15 protein-coding genes are annotated in these 15,698 nt (G+C 57.0%); 7 read left to right on the plus strand and 8 right to left on the minus strand.

Annotated features, from left to right (window positions below; genetic code table 11):
• Positions 1-21: 21 nt before the first annotated feature.
• The 4 genes from VRY85_RS03740 to VRY85_RS03755 all read left to right on the plus strand — a co-directional run bounded on the left by VRY85_RS03740 (position 22) and on the right by VRY85_RS03755 (position 5,004).
• A complete protein-coding gene (locus VRY85_RS03740) occupies positions 22-1,626 on the plus strand; it encodes a Na/Pi cotransporter family protein (RefSeq protein WP_414597268.1) in 1,605 nt (534 codons plus the stop codon).
• Between the two features lie 82 nt (positions 1,627-1,708).
• A complete protein-coding gene (locus tag VRY85_RS03745) occupies positions 1,709-2,731 on the plus strand; it encodes an NUDIX hydrolase (protein ID WP_414597269.1) in 1,023 nt (340 codons plus the stop codon).
• A 283-nt stretch (positions 2,732-3,014) separates the two neighbouring features.
• A complete protein-coding gene (gene nadC / locus VRY85_RS03750) occupies positions 3,015-3,917 on the plus strand; it encodes a carboxylating nicotinate-nucleotide diphosphorylase (RefSeq protein WP_414597270.1) in 903 nt (300 codons plus the stop codon).
• Positions 3,918-3,984: 67 nt separating this feature from the next.
• Entirely contained in the window at positions 3,985-5,004 is a 1,020-nt protein-coding gene (locus tag VRY85_RS03755) for a tripartite tricarboxylate transporter substrate binding protein (RefSeq protein ID WP_414597489.1), read from the plus strand.
• Here VRY85_RS03755 and VRY85_RS03760 read toward each other — a convergent pair.
• A complete protein-coding gene (locus VRY85_RS03760; RefSeq protein WP_414597271.1) occupies positions 5,001-5,852 on the minus strand; it encodes a sulfurtransferase in 852 nt (283 codons plus the stop codon). The genes VRY85_RS03755 and VRY85_RS03760 overlap by 4 nt on opposite strands.
• Positions 5,853-6,056: 204 nt before the next feature.
• On the opposite strand from VRY85_RS03760, the gene VRY85_RS03765 reads away from it, so the two are divergent.
• Positions 6,057-6,467, plus strand: coding sequence for a hemerythrin domain-containing protein (locus tag VRY85_RS03765; protein ID WP_414597272.1), 411 nt, complete (start codon positions 6,057-6,059; stop codon positions 6,465-6,467).
• A gap of 43 nt (positions 6,468-6,510) precedes the next feature.
• Here VRY85_RS03765 and VRY85_RS03770 read toward each other — a convergent pair whose 3' ends face one another.
• Entirely contained in the window at positions 6,511-7,449 is a 939-nt protein-coding gene (locus VRY85_RS03770; RefSeq protein ID WP_414597273.1) for a siderophore ABC transporter substrate-binding protein, read from the minus strand.
• Positions 7,450-7,622: 173 nt separating this feature from the next.
• Here VRY85_RS03770 and VRY85_RS03775 point away from each other — a divergent pair, with 173 nt between their 5' ends.
• Complete coding sequence (locus VRY85_RS03775) at positions 7,623-8,609, plus strand: diaminopimelate dehydrogenase (RefSeq protein ID WP_414597274.1); 987 nt, start codon at positions 7,623-7,625, stop codon at positions 8,607-8,609.
• Between the two features lie 101 nt (positions 8,610-8,710).
• Here VRY85_RS03775 and VRY85_RS03780 read toward each other — a convergent pair whose 3' ends face one another.
• The 5 genes from VRY85_RS03780 to VRY85_RS03800 all read right to left on the minus strand — a co-directional run bounded on the left by VRY85_RS03780 (position 8,711) and on the right by VRY85_RS03800 (position 13,768).
• Positions 8,711-9,979: a D-amino acid dehydrogenase gene (locus VRY85_RS03780; RefSeq protein ID WP_414597275.1), complete on the minus strand. Its 1,269-nt coding sequence runs from the start codon at positions 9,977-9,979 to the stop codon at positions 8,711-8,713.
• 122 nt (positions 9,980-10,101) lie between these two features.
• Positions 10,102-10,935: an SAM-dependent methyltransferase gene (locus VRY85_RS03785; RefSeq protein WP_414597276.1), complete on the minus strand. Its 834-nt coding sequence runs from the start codon at positions 10,933-10,935 to the stop codon at positions 10,102-10,104.
• A 152-nt stretch (positions 10,936-11,087) separates the two neighbouring features.
• Positions 11,088-12,068, minus strand: a complete 981-nt coding sequence (locus tag VRY85_RS03790) for a Bug family tripartite tricarboxylate transporter substrate binding protein (RefSeq protein ID WP_414597277.1) — start codon at positions 12,066-12,068, stop codon at positions 11,088-11,090.
• A gap of 15 nt (positions 12,069-12,083) precedes the next feature.
• The gene (locus VRY85_RS03795) at positions 12,084-12,560 is read right to left on the minus strand and encodes a MaoC family dehydratase (protein ID WP_414597278.1); all 477 of its coding nucleotides are present in this window, start codon (positions 12,558-12,560) and stop codon (positions 12,084-12,086) included.
• A 41-nt stretch (positions 12,561-12,601) separates the two neighbouring features.
• Complete coding sequence (locus VRY85_RS03800) at positions 12,602-13,768, minus strand: CaiB/BaiF CoA transferase family protein (protein ID WP_414597279.1); 1,167 nt, start codon at positions 13,766-13,768, stop codon at positions 12,602-12,604.
• A 101-nt stretch (positions 13,769-13,869) separates the two neighbouring features.
• Here VRY85_RS03800 and VRY85_RS03805 point away from each other — a divergent pair, with 101 nt between their 5' ends.
• On the plus strand, positions 13,870-14,787 hold the full coding sequence (locus tag VRY85_RS03805) for a LysR family transcriptional regulator (RefSeq protein ID WP_414597280.1): 918 nt from the start codon (positions 13,870-13,872) through the stop codon (positions 14,785-14,787).
• On the opposite strand, the gene VRY85_RS03810 is transcribed toward VRY85_RS03805, so the two are convergent.
• A complete protein-coding gene (locus VRY85_RS03810) occupies positions 14,753-15,556 on the minus strand; it encodes an IclR family transcriptional regulator C-terminal domain-containing protein (RefSeq protein ID WP_414597281.1) in 804 nt (267 codons plus the stop codon). The two genes, VRY85_RS03805 and VRY85_RS03810, sit on opposite strands and share 35 nt — an antisense overlap.
• Between the last annotated feature and the right edge of the window lie 142 nt (positions 15,557-15,698).

The following is a 15,698-nucleotide window of genomic DNA, read 5'->3' on the forward strand; positions in this document are numbered from 1 at the left end:
GGTTACATGACGGTGGTGTGAATGGTTGACGTGATTTTTCGGCTGCTGGGCGGTATCGGGTTGTTCCTGCTGGGAATGGCGCTGCTTTCCGATGGCCTGGTCGGCTTTGCCGGAGACGCGTTGCGGCGTGCGTTGCTGCGCTTTACCGGCACGCCCTGGCGGGCGTTCACGTTGGGTGCGCTGACCACCATGCTGATCCAGTCTTCCACCGCTACCACTGTAACGCTGATTGGTTTCGTCAGTGCGGGGCTGATCGGGTATTCGCAAGCCATAGGCGTGGTGATTGGTGCGAGTCTGGGTACAACGGCTACGGGCTGGTTTGTAGCCAGTCTCGGCCTGAAGGTCAATCTGGGTTATTACACCTTGCCGCTGATTGGTATTGGCGCGTTCATGAGGGTGTTGGGGCGTGGCCGCTGGCGCCACATCGGTTTAGCCTTTGCCGGCTTCGGCATGCTGTTTCTGGGCTTGTCCAGCATGCAGGAAGGCATGATGGGGCTGGCCGATGACTTTGATTTCAAAGCCTTACCTTCACACGGAGTGGCGGCACATGTGTTGGCCATGCTGGTGGGCGTGGTGCTGACAACCTTGCTGCAATCTTCGGCCGCTGCAGTGGCCACAACGCTGACTGCGCTGCATGCCGGCACCATCGGCTTCGAACAGGCGGCAGCCGTCGTGGTGGGGGCCGCGATCGGTACCACGCTTACCGGTGCTTTAGTCACTATAGGGGGCACGGTGGCCGCCAAGCGCACCGCCCTGGCGCATATTCTTTTCAACTTGGGCAGCGGCGTTGTAGCGATTGTGATGCTGCCGATTTTTCTCGCGTTGCTGGGCTGGCTCAACGAGCATGCCGGGCTGGAAGCGGGGGCAATGAGCCTGGCGCTATTCCATACTTTGTTCATTGCCGTGGGTGTGCTCTTATTCATGCCGGTAGTGGGCCGTTTCGAGCGCTTGGTAGCCAGATTGTTGCCGGAACGTAAACAGGATATGAGTCGCCGCCTGGATACCAGCACGTTGGGTGTTCCGACAGTGGCGTTGGAAGCCTCGCAGCGGGCGCTGGAGTCCATCACCCATCAGTTGGTGGAAATACAGCGCAAGCTGCTGAGAAAGCCTTTGGATGACGAGCTGCGCGATACGCTGAAGCATGCCCAGGATGGGCTGAACGAGGCCTTGCAGTTTATTGCCAAGCTTTCTCAGCAGGGAGATGGCGATGCTGCCTTGCATCAGCGGCGGGTGGCACAGTTGCATGCTATCGATCACTTGCTGCGTTTGTGTGGCCGACTGCAGACCGAAACAGGGCTGGAGCCGGGGGCAGCTGAACATACAGAAATTGTCGACGTTCGCCAACGCATGGAAGAGGTGCTGGCATTGGTTCACGAAGGCATCGACGGCGATGCCTCGCTGGATTGGTTGGATATTCTGGAACGCAAGGTGGTGGAGCTGAAAGTGTCTACTCAGGGGGTGCGCAGCCGTTTGTTGGATTCCGACGCTACGGAAGGCGGGCTGGCGTACGCCTTGCAACTGACAGATTTCCTGCGTTCATTAGAGCGCTCAGCCACCCACGTGCAGCGGGTGTGTCATTACCTGTTAGCAGGGCGGCAGGAACCGGTTAAGCAGGCGGATTCTTGATGCGCGAGCCCGCAAACGGGAGTTCTTCACCGGGCCTGGGGGTTCATGCTATCGTCATTACGGCGCTTCACGTCGCAATGCTATGACTGAATTCACTTCTTTACCCGACCCTGTACCTGCCCGTAAGTCCGGCCCTTCAGGGCAGGCTCAAGCAGGCCAGGTTTCCCATGACACGTCTTCTCAGGCAACAGAAGTTGGCCTGAATGTTGAGCTGGTGGCTGTCATCGTGGCTGTCACACAAGGCATGCCGCGCGTGTTGGTGCGCGATGCCAGCCACGCCTTACCAGCCGGCGCGTTCGAGTTTTCACATCGTTCTTTACAAGCCGCTTTGCGTGCTTGGGTGGAACGGCAGACCCACCATCCGTTGGGCTATGTCGAGCAGCTTTACACCTTTGCCGATCGGGACCGTGCCAATGCTGCGGGGCAGCGCATCGTATCCGTCAGTTACCTGGGGCTGACCCGAGAAAAAACACCTGCGGCGGGCGAGACGGCCAACTGGCAAGACTGGTATCGCTATTTTCCTTGGGAAGACTGGCGCGAAGGCCCCCCTGCCATCGTTGAAAGCGAGATTCTGCCGCGCCTGAACGAATGGGTGGCCCATGCGCCTGACAGCGCGACCGGTGAGCGTCGCCGTAGGCGTGTCGCCCTGACTTTTAGCCCCGATCCAGACAGCTGGAATGAAGAGCTGGTGCTGCAACGCTATGAACTTCTGTACGAGGCTGGGTGTGTGCCTGAAGCGCTCAGGCGCTTGGGTGGTTTGGCCGACAGCGTCGTGCCGGGTACGGCGATGCCGCACGATCACCGGCGAATTCTCGCCACCGCCATGGCGCGGCTACGCGCAAAAATCCGCTATCACCCGGTGGTGTTTGAACTGATGTCAGAGCGCTTCACCTTGCTGCAGTTGCAACAGGCGTTTGAGGCGGTCGCAGGGCGTTTGCTGCATAAGCAGAACTTTCGGCGTTTTATTGAGCAGCAGGCTTTGGTGGAAGAAACAGGCGCTATGGAACGCGGTGTGGCAGGCCGCCCCGCCAAGCTGTTTCAATTCCGCCGCGATGTCATGGCCGACCGAGCGATTGCGGGCAGCAAGCTGCCACTGGCGCGTTAGTTAGCACGCTGGAACGTTAGTGTTTTGTTGGCTTAATCATACAGTTTAGTCATCTATCTCCGCACCGCCGCAAGGGCACAGTTTGGTGAACTGCCGCAACACTTGACGAAAATTATGCTCAGATTTAGCATAATAAATATTAAATGGGCTTCGGCTCATCGTATATGCGTACTCGGCTGTTACCGGCCATGCGTTTATGTGGCGGCCTACGCCTGCCAGGCGGGGCACGTGAAGTCGCTCTGGTTGATCTGAGCGGAATTTTTTACGATTAAATATACTCAATATGAGCATAAATAACAGCATGTCTACCGTGATCACGACCGACGTTCAGCCGCTGGCTGATGTCATGCTGGAGCCCTTGGTGCGCGCCACCTTGTTGGAAGACCTCGGCAGAGCAGGGGACCTCACAAGCAATTTGATTATCCCAGCTGAAGATCGCGCAGATTTGCATCTGGTGGCGCGTGAACCGGGTGTGCTCGCAGGGCTGGATCTGGCCCGGCTGGCCTTTAGGCTGATGGATGATGGCATCGTCTTCCAGCCGCTGTTGCGCGATGGCGCCCGGCTGAAGCCGGGGGATGTGATTGCTGCGGTGCAAGGCCCGGCCCGGGCGATTCTTTCGGCGGAGCGTACGGCGCTCAACTTTCTGGGCCATTTAAGTGGGGTGGCTAGTGCGACGGCGCGTATTGCTGATGTGATCCGGCCCTACGGCACCCGCGTAACCTGCACGCGCAAGACGCTGCCGGGCTTGCGCATGGTGCAGAAGTACGCGGTACGAGTAGGCGGTGGCAGTAATCACCGCTATGGGCTGGACGATGCCATTTTGATCAAGGACAACCATATCGCCGTGGCTGGCAGCGTAAAGGCGGCGGTTGAGCGCGCGCGACAGGGTGCGGGCCATATGGTGGCCATTGAACTGGAAGTAGATACGTTGGATCAACTTCAAGAGGGCCTGGATGCAGGCGCCACAGTGATTCTGCTTGATAATATGGCGCCCGATATGCTGCGGGAAGCCGTAAACATAGTGGATGGGCGCGCCGTCACAGAAGCTTCCGGTCGGGTCACGTTAGAGTCTGCTGCGGCCATTGCGCAAGCCGGTGTTGATTACATTGCTGTGGGGGCCATTACCCATAGCGTGGCAGTGCTGGATATCGGCCTCGATGTCGCGATAGGAGAGGGCGGTGTCTGAACCTCGCGCCAACACAAGCTCAACGGAATTTTCGGGGGCGCCCCGTGAGCCTGGTGCTTCGCCTTGGATGCGCCAGCTGGGCGTTGTGGTTGCTGCAGCCGTTGTGGTGGCCGCTGCGGCCGGAGTGGCGCGTAGCAACCACTCGGCCGAACCGGCGCCACGCGCTTGGCCGCACGGGCCAGTTACCCTTGTGGTGACTTTTCCTCCCGGTGGCGGTACCGACACGCTGGCTCGACGGCTGGCTGATCGTCTCCATCACAAGTTGGGCCACGCGTTCGTCGTCGAGAACCGTGCCGGAGCAAGCGGCAATATCGGCGCTCAGTCGGTGGCCCGGGCCAAAGCAGACGGGCATACGCTGCTAGTGGCCAACAGTTCATATGCCATCAACCCGGCAGTATTCACTGAGCTGGGTTTTGACCCGGCCCGAGATCTTACCGGGGTGGTGAATGTGGCCTATGTGCCGTCGGTCATTGTGACCGCGAAAGATTCTTCGTGGGCGGATCTTTTATCCGCGATTGATGCCGGCCGTTCCAGCCCACCTGGGGCGCTTACCGTACCCGAAACTGCTCCCAGCTATGCTTCCTGCGGCAATGGCACCCCTCAGCACTTGGCCGCAGGAATGTTGAACCAGAGTACCGGCTCTTCATGGCTGCATGTGCCTTACAGAGGGTGTGGGCCTGCTTTGATTGATGTGTTGGCAGGCACCGTTGAATTGGGTGTTGTGACGGCTTCCAGCGCTTTGCCGCATATTCAAGCCGGTACGCTGCGGGCATTGGCCGTGACCTCGGCCCAGCGCTCTGCTTTGTTGCCAGAGACGCCGACGGTGGCAGAACTGGGCGTGACAGGCTACGAGCTGAACCAATGGCATGGCTTGCTGGCGCCGGCGGAGACGCCTGAAACGGTTCTGGCACAGATACGCCAGGCGGCGGCCCAGGTGCTGGCGGATGCTGACATGCAGCAAGAATTGATCGGCCTGGGTTACGACTTGGTGCCAGAGGAAGCGGCAGGCGAGTTCCAAGAGGTGATTCAGCAGGACCTTGGCCGCTTTGCCGACGCGGCCAAGTCGATCGGGCTAACGATGAATTAATCTCGCGCTACGGGGGCGTCGGGCTGATGGCACCATTCGCTCCACGAACCGGCATACAAGGTGCTGCCCGTGAGGCCTGCAACTTCCATGGCTAGCAGGTTGTGGCAAGCGCTGACGCCGGAGCCGCACTGGTGAATGATTTGCTGCGCCGGCTTGTTGCCCAAAAGCGCTTGGAACTCTTCCCGTAATACCTCGGCTGTCTTGAAACGGCCCTGGGCATCGAGGTTTTCTTTGAAGGGGCGATTGAGCGCACCTGGAATATGGCCGCCGACAGGGTCAAGCGTCTCGTTTTCTCCACGAAAGCGGTCTGCCGCACGCGCATCAATCACCAGACGTTCACGACTTTCTACATTGGCAAGCACATCTGCGTAGCCGACTGTCGGCCTGCTTTGCGGGCGCACTGTTAGCGAGCCGCGTTCCGGCTGAGGCGCCGCTGTAGAGCATTCTCCGCCGGCCTCGACCCAGGCCCGCAAGCCGCCGTTCAGCACCTGTACGCTATCGTGGCCGATCCAATGCAGCAGCCACCACAGACGGGCGGCGAACATGGAGTCTTCTGCGTCGTAGGCAATTACCCGGCTGTTATCGCTAACCCCTAGCTTTTCCATGCCCTGAGCGAATGCTTGTGGGTCGGGCAGAGGGTGGCGGCCATTGGCGCCATTGCTTGGCTGGCTAAGTAGCGTACCCAAGTCTGCATGGACAGCCCCTGGGATATGCCCTTCAGAATAGATGCGGGCGCCGGCAGCCGGGTCAGCCAGCACATAGCTGCAATCGACCAGCAGGATGTTGCCATTGTCTTGCTTGAGCAGCGCAGCCAGTTCATTAGCTGTGATCAAGGCGGGTGTAGGCATGGAGTCTCCTTGAAAGATAAGGGTGAAAGCGTATCAGATCATTAAGGCGGCAGCGACTTTCATTCGGCAGCGCATACTGAAGCGGTGCGTATGTTGAGCAGTAGGCGGCTAGGAGATTGGCGGGCGGAACATTGCGCGAGGGACGGCGTTGGATGTAACATATATTTGAAATATATCTTATAGCCATACAAGCGAGCACGACACATGGACATAAAGCGTTTCAAGCATCAGCACGTTGATATTCTTCAACGCATCGACGCATTGCGTAAGCTTTCACACGACGGTGTTGCAGTCAATGCGCACACCATCGCTCAGCAAATCAAAGACCTGGGAAAGGTGGTGAATCTTCATTTGGCGATCGAGGATCGCATCTTGTATCCCGCTGTGCGTCAGGCAGCCGATGCCCGAATCGCCGCCATGGGGCAGGCCTATCAGGAAGAAATGAAGGGTATTGCCAATACCTACATACGCTTCACTAATACATGGTCTGACCCTGCTCGCGTGGCCGCCGAGCCCGACGCTTTTAGAGACGCAGCCAATACGGTGCTCAAAATGGTGTATCAGCGAATGCAGCGGGAAAACCGGGAGTTTTATCCCGCGATTGAAGGGATTTAAGCAGGGCGCGCTGTGGTTTGCAGGCCAAGCGCGCCCCAGGCTTTTATTGCATGGCAGCCAACAGGCTAGAGGTGATTTCTTGCATATTGTTCAAGCCTTCGCCCACGATATACCAGCCGTTCGGGTCAAGATAAATAACGCGACCGGCCTTGAAAGCTTCCGTTTGGCTGAGTTCAGGGTGTGAAGCCAATGTATCAGCGGCTGTTTTCTCGCCGCCATTAATCGCACCCCGGTCCAGTACGAGGAGCCAGTCGGGCTGGGCTTTTGCAACAGCGGAGACGGTCTTAGCGCGTTCTTCCGCCATGGCTTTGGCTTCTGGGGAGTTGGGTTCAGGGCGCGGAGGGACCGGCGCGTTCGGATCCTTGGCAGGCAGGACGGATTCCAAGCCGGTGAGTTCGTAGGCATAGCCGAAGCGGTCGCCCGGTGCATGGGGAATGACATTACCGCGGATCGTAAACAGAAGGACGCCCGTTTTACCCTTGTTGGCCTCTTGCAGCGCCTGCAGATTGTTGTCGATACGCGCCAGCGCGGCTTTCGCTTGTTCTTCTTTGCCAAAGGCTTGGGCCAAGGCGAGGTGATTGGCGCGGAAATGCTTCAAAAAGGCGTTAGGGTCGCTAGTGAAATTAATCGTTGGGGCGAGCTTGGCCAGTTCAGGCATGGCGGGAATGGAGCGCCTGCCTGCGATGATGAGGTCGGGGCTGACTTCGCGCAGTGCGTCGTAATCAGGCTCGAACAAGGTGCCAACCTGGTGAGTGTCCTTGTAACGAGCCAATTGGCCTTCGTAGGTTGACCGCGGCACACCTACCACAGGGATGTCGAGGGCGGCGAGAGTATCCAGCACGCCGACATCAAAACTCACGACTTTTTCTGGGGCGGCATTCAGCGCCAGCGTTCCTTTGCTGTGCTGCAATTCAAAGGCAGAGGCGGGGGCGCTGGCAAGCAAGGCGGCGCTCAGAAAAGCAAGAGAAATATTGAGTTTCATAGGTTGTACCAGTCGGTATTAATGGAAGGAGGTAATATGCTTAATAAGAATCAGTCGCATTATATATACATATTCAGTAATAGACGGCATGAGGCAGACCGGCACTACACTGAGACACTGGTATGGCGCGGTAAACTTCTACTGTCGTCAACCCATATAGGCTTTCTTTCGCTATGACAGAAAAAATTCGCATCGCTATCGCTGGATACGGCAATCTAGGCCGTGGCACCGAAGCGGCCATTGCCCAAACGTCCGACATGCAGCTGACCGGCATTTACTCGCGCCGTAATCCCAAGGATGTGCAGCCGCTGGATTCCACCATACCGGTGCGCAGCCTGGATGACATTGCCCGCTACAAGCAAGAAATTGATGTGCTGATTCTGTGCGGGGGCTCGAAGAACGATTTGCCTCAGCAGGGCCCGGCGCTGGCCGCCCAGTTCAGCACGGTCGACAGCTTTGACACCCATGCACGCATTCCTGAGTATTTTGAGTCCGTCGATTCGGCAGCGCGTTCCGGCGGTAATGTGGCATTGATTTCCATTGGCTGGGACCCGGGCTTGTTTTCGTTAAACCGCATGCTTGGTGAAGCCATTCTGCCGCAGGGTGATACCTATACATTCTGGGGCAAGGGTTTGAGCCAGGGGCATTCCGATGCGGTGCGCCGGGTGCCTGGAGTGCGTGCGGCGGTGCAATATACCGTGCCTTCGGCTGAAGCCATTGAGCAGGTACGTAGCGGCTCCCGCCCCACACTGAGCACACGCCAGAAACACACGCGCGATTGCTACGTGGTGCTGGAAGACGGCGCCGATGCCGAACAGGTGCGTCAGGCCATTGTGACCATGCCGGATTACTTTGCCGACTATGACACCACGGTCACCTTCATTTCAGAAGAAACCTTGCGCAGCGAGCATGCGGCGATGCCTCATGGCGGCTTCGTGATTCGCAGCGGGGAGAGCGGCACCGGGGAGAAACAGGTGGTGGAGTATTCGCTGACGTTGGAAAGCAACCCTGGCTTTACTTCTGCTGTCTTGGTGGCTTACGCTCGTGCGGCATACCGGCTGAAGCAGGCGGGCGAAACCGGCGCGCGCACGGTGTTTGATATTGCGCCGGGCTTGCTGTCCCCACGTTCCGCAGCCGATCTGCGCCGCGACTTGCTATAAACCAACTACCCGGGCGCACCGGCCTGCGGCCCCAAAAAATTCACCCCATAGGTTGGGCGTACAACCTATGGGGTGTTTTTAATGCTGCGTGCGCAATATGTTCAGCGTGTGCGGAACGGTAGAGCATTGATCGGAACAGTGCTTTGGCTCATGAGCGCATTCAGCAATACGGCGCTGCCGCAGGCCAGGGTAAAGCCCAAAGCACCGTGCCCCAGGTTTAGCCACAGATTATCCAGCTTGCGGCTTCGGCTGATGATGGGGCGGCCTTCGGGCGTGGCGGGGCGTTCCCCGGCCCAGGCTTCAGCACGTTCGACCTCCAGGCGGGGGAAGCTCTTGCTGACTTCTTCTTTCAGATGGCGAATGCGGTCGGGGCGAATGGCGGCGGAACCGTCACCGATATCCACCATGGCGGCAATGCGCACACTGTCGCCCAGGCGGGCGTACACAATGCGCCTTTCGTAGTCGGTCACGCTGATCTCGGGGGCGGCCGCAACCGCAGTAGCGGAATCTGCGGCGGGCAGAGGGATAGTTAAGCTATACCCTTTCAGGCCATAAAGCTGAATGGTTTCACCGTGCTGCTTGAGCAGGTCATAACCTTGCAGGCCATTAGTCAGAACGAATTGATCGGCTTCGATTTGTTCGCCATTGCTTAATTGAGCGCTGACGACCTTGCCCTGGCGGATGTTCAGGCGGGCCACGCGGCTATTGCAGCGAGTGGTAGCGCGGGGGTGAGCCTGCACTCGTTCAAACAGGGCGCGGGTAAACAGGTGGCAATCGCCGACCTCTTCTGTGGAGGTGTATACGCATCCGACCAAGGCTTGGCCCAGGTTGGCTAACGCGGGCTCCAGCGCAATGGATTCTTCTTTGCTTAGAATGCGCTGGTTCGAACCCTGGCTTGCTTGGTACTCCACTTGTTTACGTGCTTTTTCCAGCAAATGAGGGCTGCGATAGGCAATGAGTTTGCCATTGGCCTTGTAGTGGAAATCGATGGGCTCTTCTGCCATCCAGGTGTGCAAGGTGTCGCGGCTTAACGAGGACAGTTGCAGTAGAGCTTTGGTGGAGGCTTGTGCTGTTGAGGTGTTGCTGGCCTTGAGAAAGGCCAGCAGCCAGCACCATTGGCGCGGGTCGAGCTGGGGGCGGAAGCGCAGCGGCGAGCCGGGGTTCAATAGCCACTTTGGAAGATCCAGAAAGACTCCGGGGTCGGCCAAAGGAGCGACGTAGTCGTAGCTCAACTGGCCGCCGTTGGCGTAGCTGGCCACCAGCCCTGGGCCTTCACGGCTTTCCAGTAGAAGTACTTCCTTGCCCTGGCGCAGAAATTCCCAAGCAGTGGCGCAGCCTATAACGCCTGCTCCGATGATGGCGATTTTCATTCTCTGGTTCCTGAAGAATGGGGTCTATATCAGGATTCTGTCATTAGAGCAGGGCGGCGGCAAATTTTTGCCGTTCCCGTTCCCGTTCCCGTGCGCTATGCCGCGTTGTGCGCGGCAGCCACTTACATTCTCCGTGCAGACCACTCGCCCACGCTGCTGGTACCGCTCATGTGATTGTCGTCTACAGTGCCCGTGTACGTGTGTTTGCCGTCCATGGTGTGAAGCGTGTAGCTAATTTCGGCACCTGAAATCGTCATGTCGGTGGCGGGAATGGAGTGTTCGTCCATGGTGATGGAAATGGCCTGTGCGTGGTTGAACTGCTGCCAGACACGCAAGACAAAGTTGCGGTGGCCGGGTACTTCTACTTCCCATAGCCCCGCCACTTGGGCAGGCACTGTCCACAGGAACACGTCACGGTTTTCAACGATGTCGTGGCGTTCAGGTGTCCAATCTTCCATATGAAACGCATGAGATACGATGCGCGAGCCAGGCTTGAGCTTGAGCAGTTCGGGGCGCAGGCGCAGATTGATCTCATTAAACAGGTACATGCTGATGACTGTGGCCTGACTAAGGTCGGTGTCAAACAGGTCTTCAGTGCGGAATTTCACCTTATCGGCTACGCCTGCAGCTTCTGCGGCAGCACGGGCTTCTGCCGTGCGCTCCGGGTCGAGATCCACCCCCAGGCCGCGTGTCCCATGTTTAACGGCGGCGGCAATAGGGATGCGACCGTCGCCTGAGCCCAGGTCGATCAGATAGTCATCAGGCCCGACTTGCCCCAGCTCCAGCATATGTTGTACGACGGCGTCCGGAGTTTTGATGTAAGGCACGTCCAGGGATGGGCGTTGTTGGGCGCTGACGGGCTGGGAAGCCAGAAACAGTGAGGAAAGGCCGAAGCCGACAGCGCAGCAAAAATGAAGAGTGCGAGCCAGAATACCGCGAGCGAAAGAGTGTTGCATTGCTTAATAAGTGTCTGCGTTTATGTTGAGAAAGGCATTGGGTGAGGCACCGAAAACCACAGAAGGCAACGGTACCACACCCGGCTATCTACAAACGCGCCGATATGGCCTGGTCGGGATACAGCGATGTGTGTTCAGGCCAAAAGTAATTTTCAGTTGAGATGGACGTCTGACGCCACGACGACCTCCTTCCATTTTTCAATTTCGTTGTTGAAGTAGGTCTGAAACTGGGCGGGAGTATCGATATCTGTATGGATGATCATGCCTTGCTTGCCGAAAGACTCCTGAACTGCCTCGTCTTTCATGGTTTCCTTAAGGGCGTGGGCGACTTTTTCTATGACTGCTTGGGGGGTGGATGCCGGCGCAAACAGCCCGTACCATGTGCTGGCGGAATAGTCGGACAGACCTTGTTCGGCTGCTGTGGGAATATCCGGGGCGTTGCTCAGCCGCGACCGGCTGGTAACGGCAATCGCACGGACTTTATCGCTTTGGACATGGGGCAGCAGTGTCTGGACACTGGAAACCATGACTTGCACTTCGCCCGATAGTAAGGCGGGAATGGCTTGGCCTGCACCCTTGTACGGCACTCTTTCCATCTTGGTATTTGTCTGACCCAGGAACATCTCGGTGGCCAGCAATGTGACGCTGGAGGTGGAGCCATAGAAGAGATGGTTGTTTTTGGCGTACTTGACGAGCTCTTCCACGTTGTTGGCAGGTACTGAGGGGTGTACGCCGATTACATTCGGCGATTCTCCGATGAACGCGATCGGAGCAAAGTCTTTTTTGGTGTCATAACTCAGTTCTTTGTACAAACTGTCGTTGATGGCCAGAGTGCTGGGAGCCAGGAGCAGAGTATGGCCGTCAGGCTTGGAGCGGGCCACTGAAGAGGCGGCAATGACACCGTCTGCACCGGGGCGGTTGACGATAACGATCGATGTTCCCAGTTCGTCGCCCAAGCGCTGAGACAGGGTGCGTGCCGTGGTGTCAGCTGGGCCACCAGCGGAGAAACCGACTATGAGTTGTATGGGCTGGTCGGGAAAACTGTCTTGTGCTGTAGCCTGAAAAGCGGGGAATATAAGGCTAAGCGCCATAGCCGGAATCAGTGTGCGGCGGATGTTTTTTAATACTTTCATTGTCTCTACCTCCTTTTAATTGGCATCCGTAGCGTGGAGAGCGTTGCCGGCCAACAGGCGTTTTGCCTCATAAGTCATGACCGTTACATTTTCCTGGTTGATAACGGAAACAATAGATGTCACGACCGCTCGACCGTGCTTGGATGTGGGGCGAATATGGGTGATCCGCACATGGCCATGAATGGTGTCTCCCACACGCACAGGAGCAAGTATTTTTTTATTCACCTCAAGCAGGGCCATGCCTGTGGCTTGTACCATGCCTTGAACCAAGAGACCTTCGATCAGGGTGTAAGACAAAGCTCCTGGAACCACGCGACCTTGCATGGCTCCCTGGTGTGTAACATCGGTAAAAATGACTTCCGTCATACCGGTAGTGGTAATGAAGTTGATAAGGTCGGTCTCTGTGATGGTGCGTCCGAAAGTGATGAACTCTTGCTCGGGCTCTAGATCTTGCCAATAGTATCCATGGCCTAATAAGGTGGGTTTATCCATAGTGTCTCCTGTGTTTTTATGAGTTATGGGGTGATAAAAAATTAAGTAGCCGCTGTTGTGGTCGGTTCAGATAAAGAAATTTCTCTGAGAATTTCCTCGTTGTGCTCCCCCAGTCTGGGAGGCGCAGCGACGCGCGGTCTGACGCCGTCGAATAGGACAGGAACGCCCGGAAAACGCAGTTTCCCCATCTTGGGGTCATCTGTGTAATGGAAGAAGTCCACGGCTTTCAAGTGGGGGTCATCGAGTAAGGCTTCAGGCTCATTAATCGCGGCGGCAGGGACTTCCAACTGTGCTAGAAGGTGCAGCCAATGCGCTGTCGTATGCGTGGAAAGGATAGTTGCCAGCGTTTTGTAAACGAATTCAGTGTGCTCGCTGCGAGCCGCAATGCTCGTGAAACGCACGTCTTGCGCCAGATCGCTATGGTTGGTTGCGAGCAGCAGTTCGCGCCAATGCTTATCGGTATAGGGCATGACACAGATAAAGCCGTCTAAGGTCGAAAACGGCTTGCGCCAGGGCGCAAGCGCACGGGGGTAACCCATGGATGCGTCGCTTTTTGCGAAGGTGGCGCCATACATGTGCTCAACCAGCGTAAAGGCGACCATGGACTCGAACATGGGGATTTCCACCACGCTCCCCTTACCGTGTCGTTCACGCTTGAGCAATGCGGCCAGTATGGCTCCTACCGCAACCAGCCCTACTGTTTTGTCGGCGGTAATCGTTGGCTGGTAAAAAGGCCTGCTGCCGTTATGGCGATGAGAAAAAGCCGCTAAACCCGACATGCCTTGGATCACGTCGTCGTAGGCGGGCCGGCCTCCGTAGGGGCCGGTTTGCCCAAATCCCGTGAGGCTGGCGTAAACGAGCATGGGGTTGACGGCCAGCATCTGGTCGGGCGCAATGCCCAGCTTGGCCAGTTTCTGGGGGCGAATATTGTGCACTAAGACATCAGCCGAACGCACCAGCCGATGTAATGTTTCTCTACTAGAAGGCTGCTTCAGATCTAGCACAAAACTCCGCTTGCCTCGGTTGACGCCCATGAATAGTGAGGCCATGTCGGGTTCGACGGCGTCACCGGTGCGACGAGCGTCGTCTCCGCCCGGTTGCTCCACTTTAATGACATCAGCCCCATACTCCGCCAATAATTGGGTTGCGTAAGGCCCCATAACGACGTTGCTCAGATCTACGATTCGGATTCCCTGCAAGGGCAGCATGTCTACCTCGCTGTTGGTTTATGAGTTGTTAGTTATGATATTTATCTGATATATAAGTGTCTAATATTATTCATTGATTTATTTATCAATAAATATGATTTATGAATGATCGTCAGCTCGCTCACTTTGCCGTTTTGGCTGAGACACTGAGTTTCCGGGATGCGGCAACCCGACTGAACATTGTTCAGCCAGCTTTGTCGATGTCGATCAAGCGACTGGAAGAGGAGTTTGGCGTGCTGCTTTTTGAGCGCACGACGCGTGAGGTCAGGTTGACTGATGCCGGTCGTGCGGCGCTGGCGGAGGTCAGAAAGGCGCTCACGCACCTGGAGTTGGCGAAGCAGCGGGCGATGATGGCAGTTGAAGGGACGATAGGACGTCTGGCTATCGGGTTTGTCGGGTCGGCAAGCTTTGTTGTGTTGCCTTCCGTAGTCAGAGCGTTTCGAGCAGACTATCCTGATGTGGAGCTGGCTTTACAAGAGTCTTCGGGGCGACGAGTGCTAGATCTTGTCGCCTCGGGAGAGCTGGATCTCGGTCTGGTACGAATGCCCGCTGTGTATAACGCGAGTGTGACGATTGAGCCTTTGGAACGGGGCCATTTTGTGGCCGTCGTGCCATCCGAACAAAGGTGGCTGGCGGAGCCTGGCTGCGATGAGATCCACCTTTCGGAACTGTCGGATGCTCCCTTCATCAACTATTCGTTCAATGAATCACCGATGCTGCACATGGCTGTAGTAAATGCCTGTCGGGAGGCCGGTTTTCTTCCGGAAATCGTGCAGGAAGCCATTCAAGTTCAAACCTTGATATCACTGGTAGAAAGTGGAATCGGGGTAGGGCTGGTGCCTTCTGCCAGCATGCGGTACAAGCCAAGCGATGTGCGGTTTTTTAACTTGAAGCATCCAACGCCCGCGTGTGAAACGAGTCTCGCCGTGGCGTATAACCGGAACCAGTTGAGCGCGGTAGGGCGCAATTTTCTGGAGATTCTGTTCAGTAAGCGCCTGAACGAGCCATGTGTTCGCTGAGCTGGCGTGCGGTGGCCTGGAGCTTGGGCAGGATGTCGCGCAGCGCCTGCTCAGCGCTCATGCGGCTGATGTGCATACCGACGTTGATGGCTGCCGTGATTTTGCCGCTGCGGTTGGTAATTGGGGCTGCCAGGGAAATCAGGCCCAGCTCCAGCTCTTGATTGATGAGCGCCCAGCCTTGCTCGCGCACACGCAGGATTTCTGCACGGAGCGGGTCGACTTGGGTCAGGGTATGGGGGGTGCGGGCCAACAATTCGGTGGTGGCCAACTGTTCTTCAAGCTCGGCATCGGTCAGGCCGGCCAGCAGTACTCGGCCCATGGAGGAACAATAGGCGGGCAGGCGGCTGCCTACACCCAGGTTGATGGAGATGATTTTTTCAGTGGGTACGCGCAGAACATAGACGATTTCGTTACCGTTAAGCACGGCAATGGAACTGGATTCATTGATGTCACGAACCAGCGCTTCCATGAAGGGTTCGGCCAGGCTCCAAAGTGGTAAGGAACTGAGATAGGCAAACCCAAGATCAAGCACTTTTGCGGTCAGGCGGAACTGCCGTCCGTCGATTTCTACGTAACCCAGAGCATGCAAAGTATGCAGGATGCGGCGCGCTCCGGCGCGGGTCAGGCCTGTACGTTGCGCGACTTCCGTCATGGTCTGGGAAGGCGCATCGGCGCTGAAACTACGAATGACTGCCAGCCCACGGGCAAAGGATTGAACGTAGCCGTCGCCAGGTGACCTGGCAGGGGGCGTGGAGAGGGCTGTCGTCATGATCGTTAAGAATCGTTGTTGTCAGGAAGGTCAAAAAGCTTGGCGGGGGGGCGGGTGGGCCCCGGCCCACCAACAACAAATTAAAAAAATTATTGCAAAAACGCAATGGCTTGGGCACACCCCAAAAACAATGTGGACATTG

It is taken from the genome of Achromobacter sp. F4_2707 (assembly GCF_047501535.1).
Lineage (GTDB): Bacteria > Pseudomonadota > Gammaproteobacteria > Burkholderiales > Burkholderiaceae_B > Yanghanlia.

Excerpts from the sequence above, each read along its gene's own strand:
- VRY85_RS03740 (WP_414597268.1), top strand. The coding sequence starts at position 22 with ATGGTTGACGTGATTTTTCGGCTGCTGGGCGGTATCGGGTTGTTCCTG.
- VRY85_RS03745 (WP_414597269.1), top strand. The coding sequence starts at position 1,709 with ATGACTGAATTCACTTCTTTACCCGACCCTGTACCTGCCCGTAAGTCC.
- nadC (WP_414597270.1), top strand. The coding sequence starts at position 3,015 with ATGAGCATAAATAACAGCATGTCTACCGTGATCACGACCGACGTTCAG.
- VRY85_RS03755 (WP_414597489.1), top strand. The coding sequence starts at position 3,985 with ATGCGCCAGCTGGGCGTTGTGGTTGCTGCAGCCGTTGTGGTGGCCGCT.
- VRY85_RS03760 (WP_414597271.1), bottom strand. The coding sequence starts at position 5,852 with ATGCCTACACCCGCCTTGATCACAGCTAATGAACTGGCTGCGCTGCTC.
- VRY85_RS03765 (WP_414597272.1), top strand. The coding sequence starts at position 6,057 with ATGGACATAAAGCGTTTCAAGCATCAGCACGTTGATATTCTTCAACGC.
- VRY85_RS03770 (WP_414597273.1), bottom strand. The coding sequence starts at position 7,449 with ATGAAACTCAATATTTCTCTTGCTTTTCTGAGCGCCGCCTTGCTTGCC.
- VRY85_RS03775 (WP_414597274.1), top strand. The coding sequence starts at position 7,623 with ATGACAGAAAAAATTCGCATCGCTATCGCTGGATACGGCAATCTAGGC.
- VRY85_RS03780 (WP_414597275.1), bottom strand. The coding sequence starts at position 9,979 with ATGAAAATCGCCATCATCGGAGCAGGCGTTATAGGCTGCGCCACTGCT.
- VRY85_RS03785 (WP_414597276.1), bottom strand. The coding sequence starts at position 10,935 with ATGCAACACTCTTTCGCTCGCGGTATTCTGGCTCGCACTCTTCATTTT.
- VRY85_RS03790 (WP_414597277.1), bottom strand. The coding sequence starts at position 12,068 with ATGAAAGTATTAAAAAACATCCGCCGCACACTGATTCCGGCTATGGCG.
- VRY85_RS03795 (WP_414597278.1), bottom strand. The coding sequence starts at position 12,560 with ATGGATAAACCCACCTTATTAGGCCATGGATACTATTGGCAAGATCTA.
- VRY85_RS03800 (WP_414597279.1), bottom strand. The coding sequence starts at position 13,768 with ATGCTGCCCTTGCAGGGAATCCGAATCGTAGATCTGAGCAACGTCGTT.
- VRY85_RS03805 (WP_414597280.1), top strand. The coding sequence starts at position 13,870 with ATGAATGATCGTCAGCTCGCTCACTTTGCCGTTTTGGCTGAGACACTG.
- VRY85_RS03810 (WP_414597281.1), bottom strand. The coding sequence starts at position 15,556 with ATGACGACAGCCCTCTCCACGCCCCCTGCCAGGTCACCTGGCGACGGC.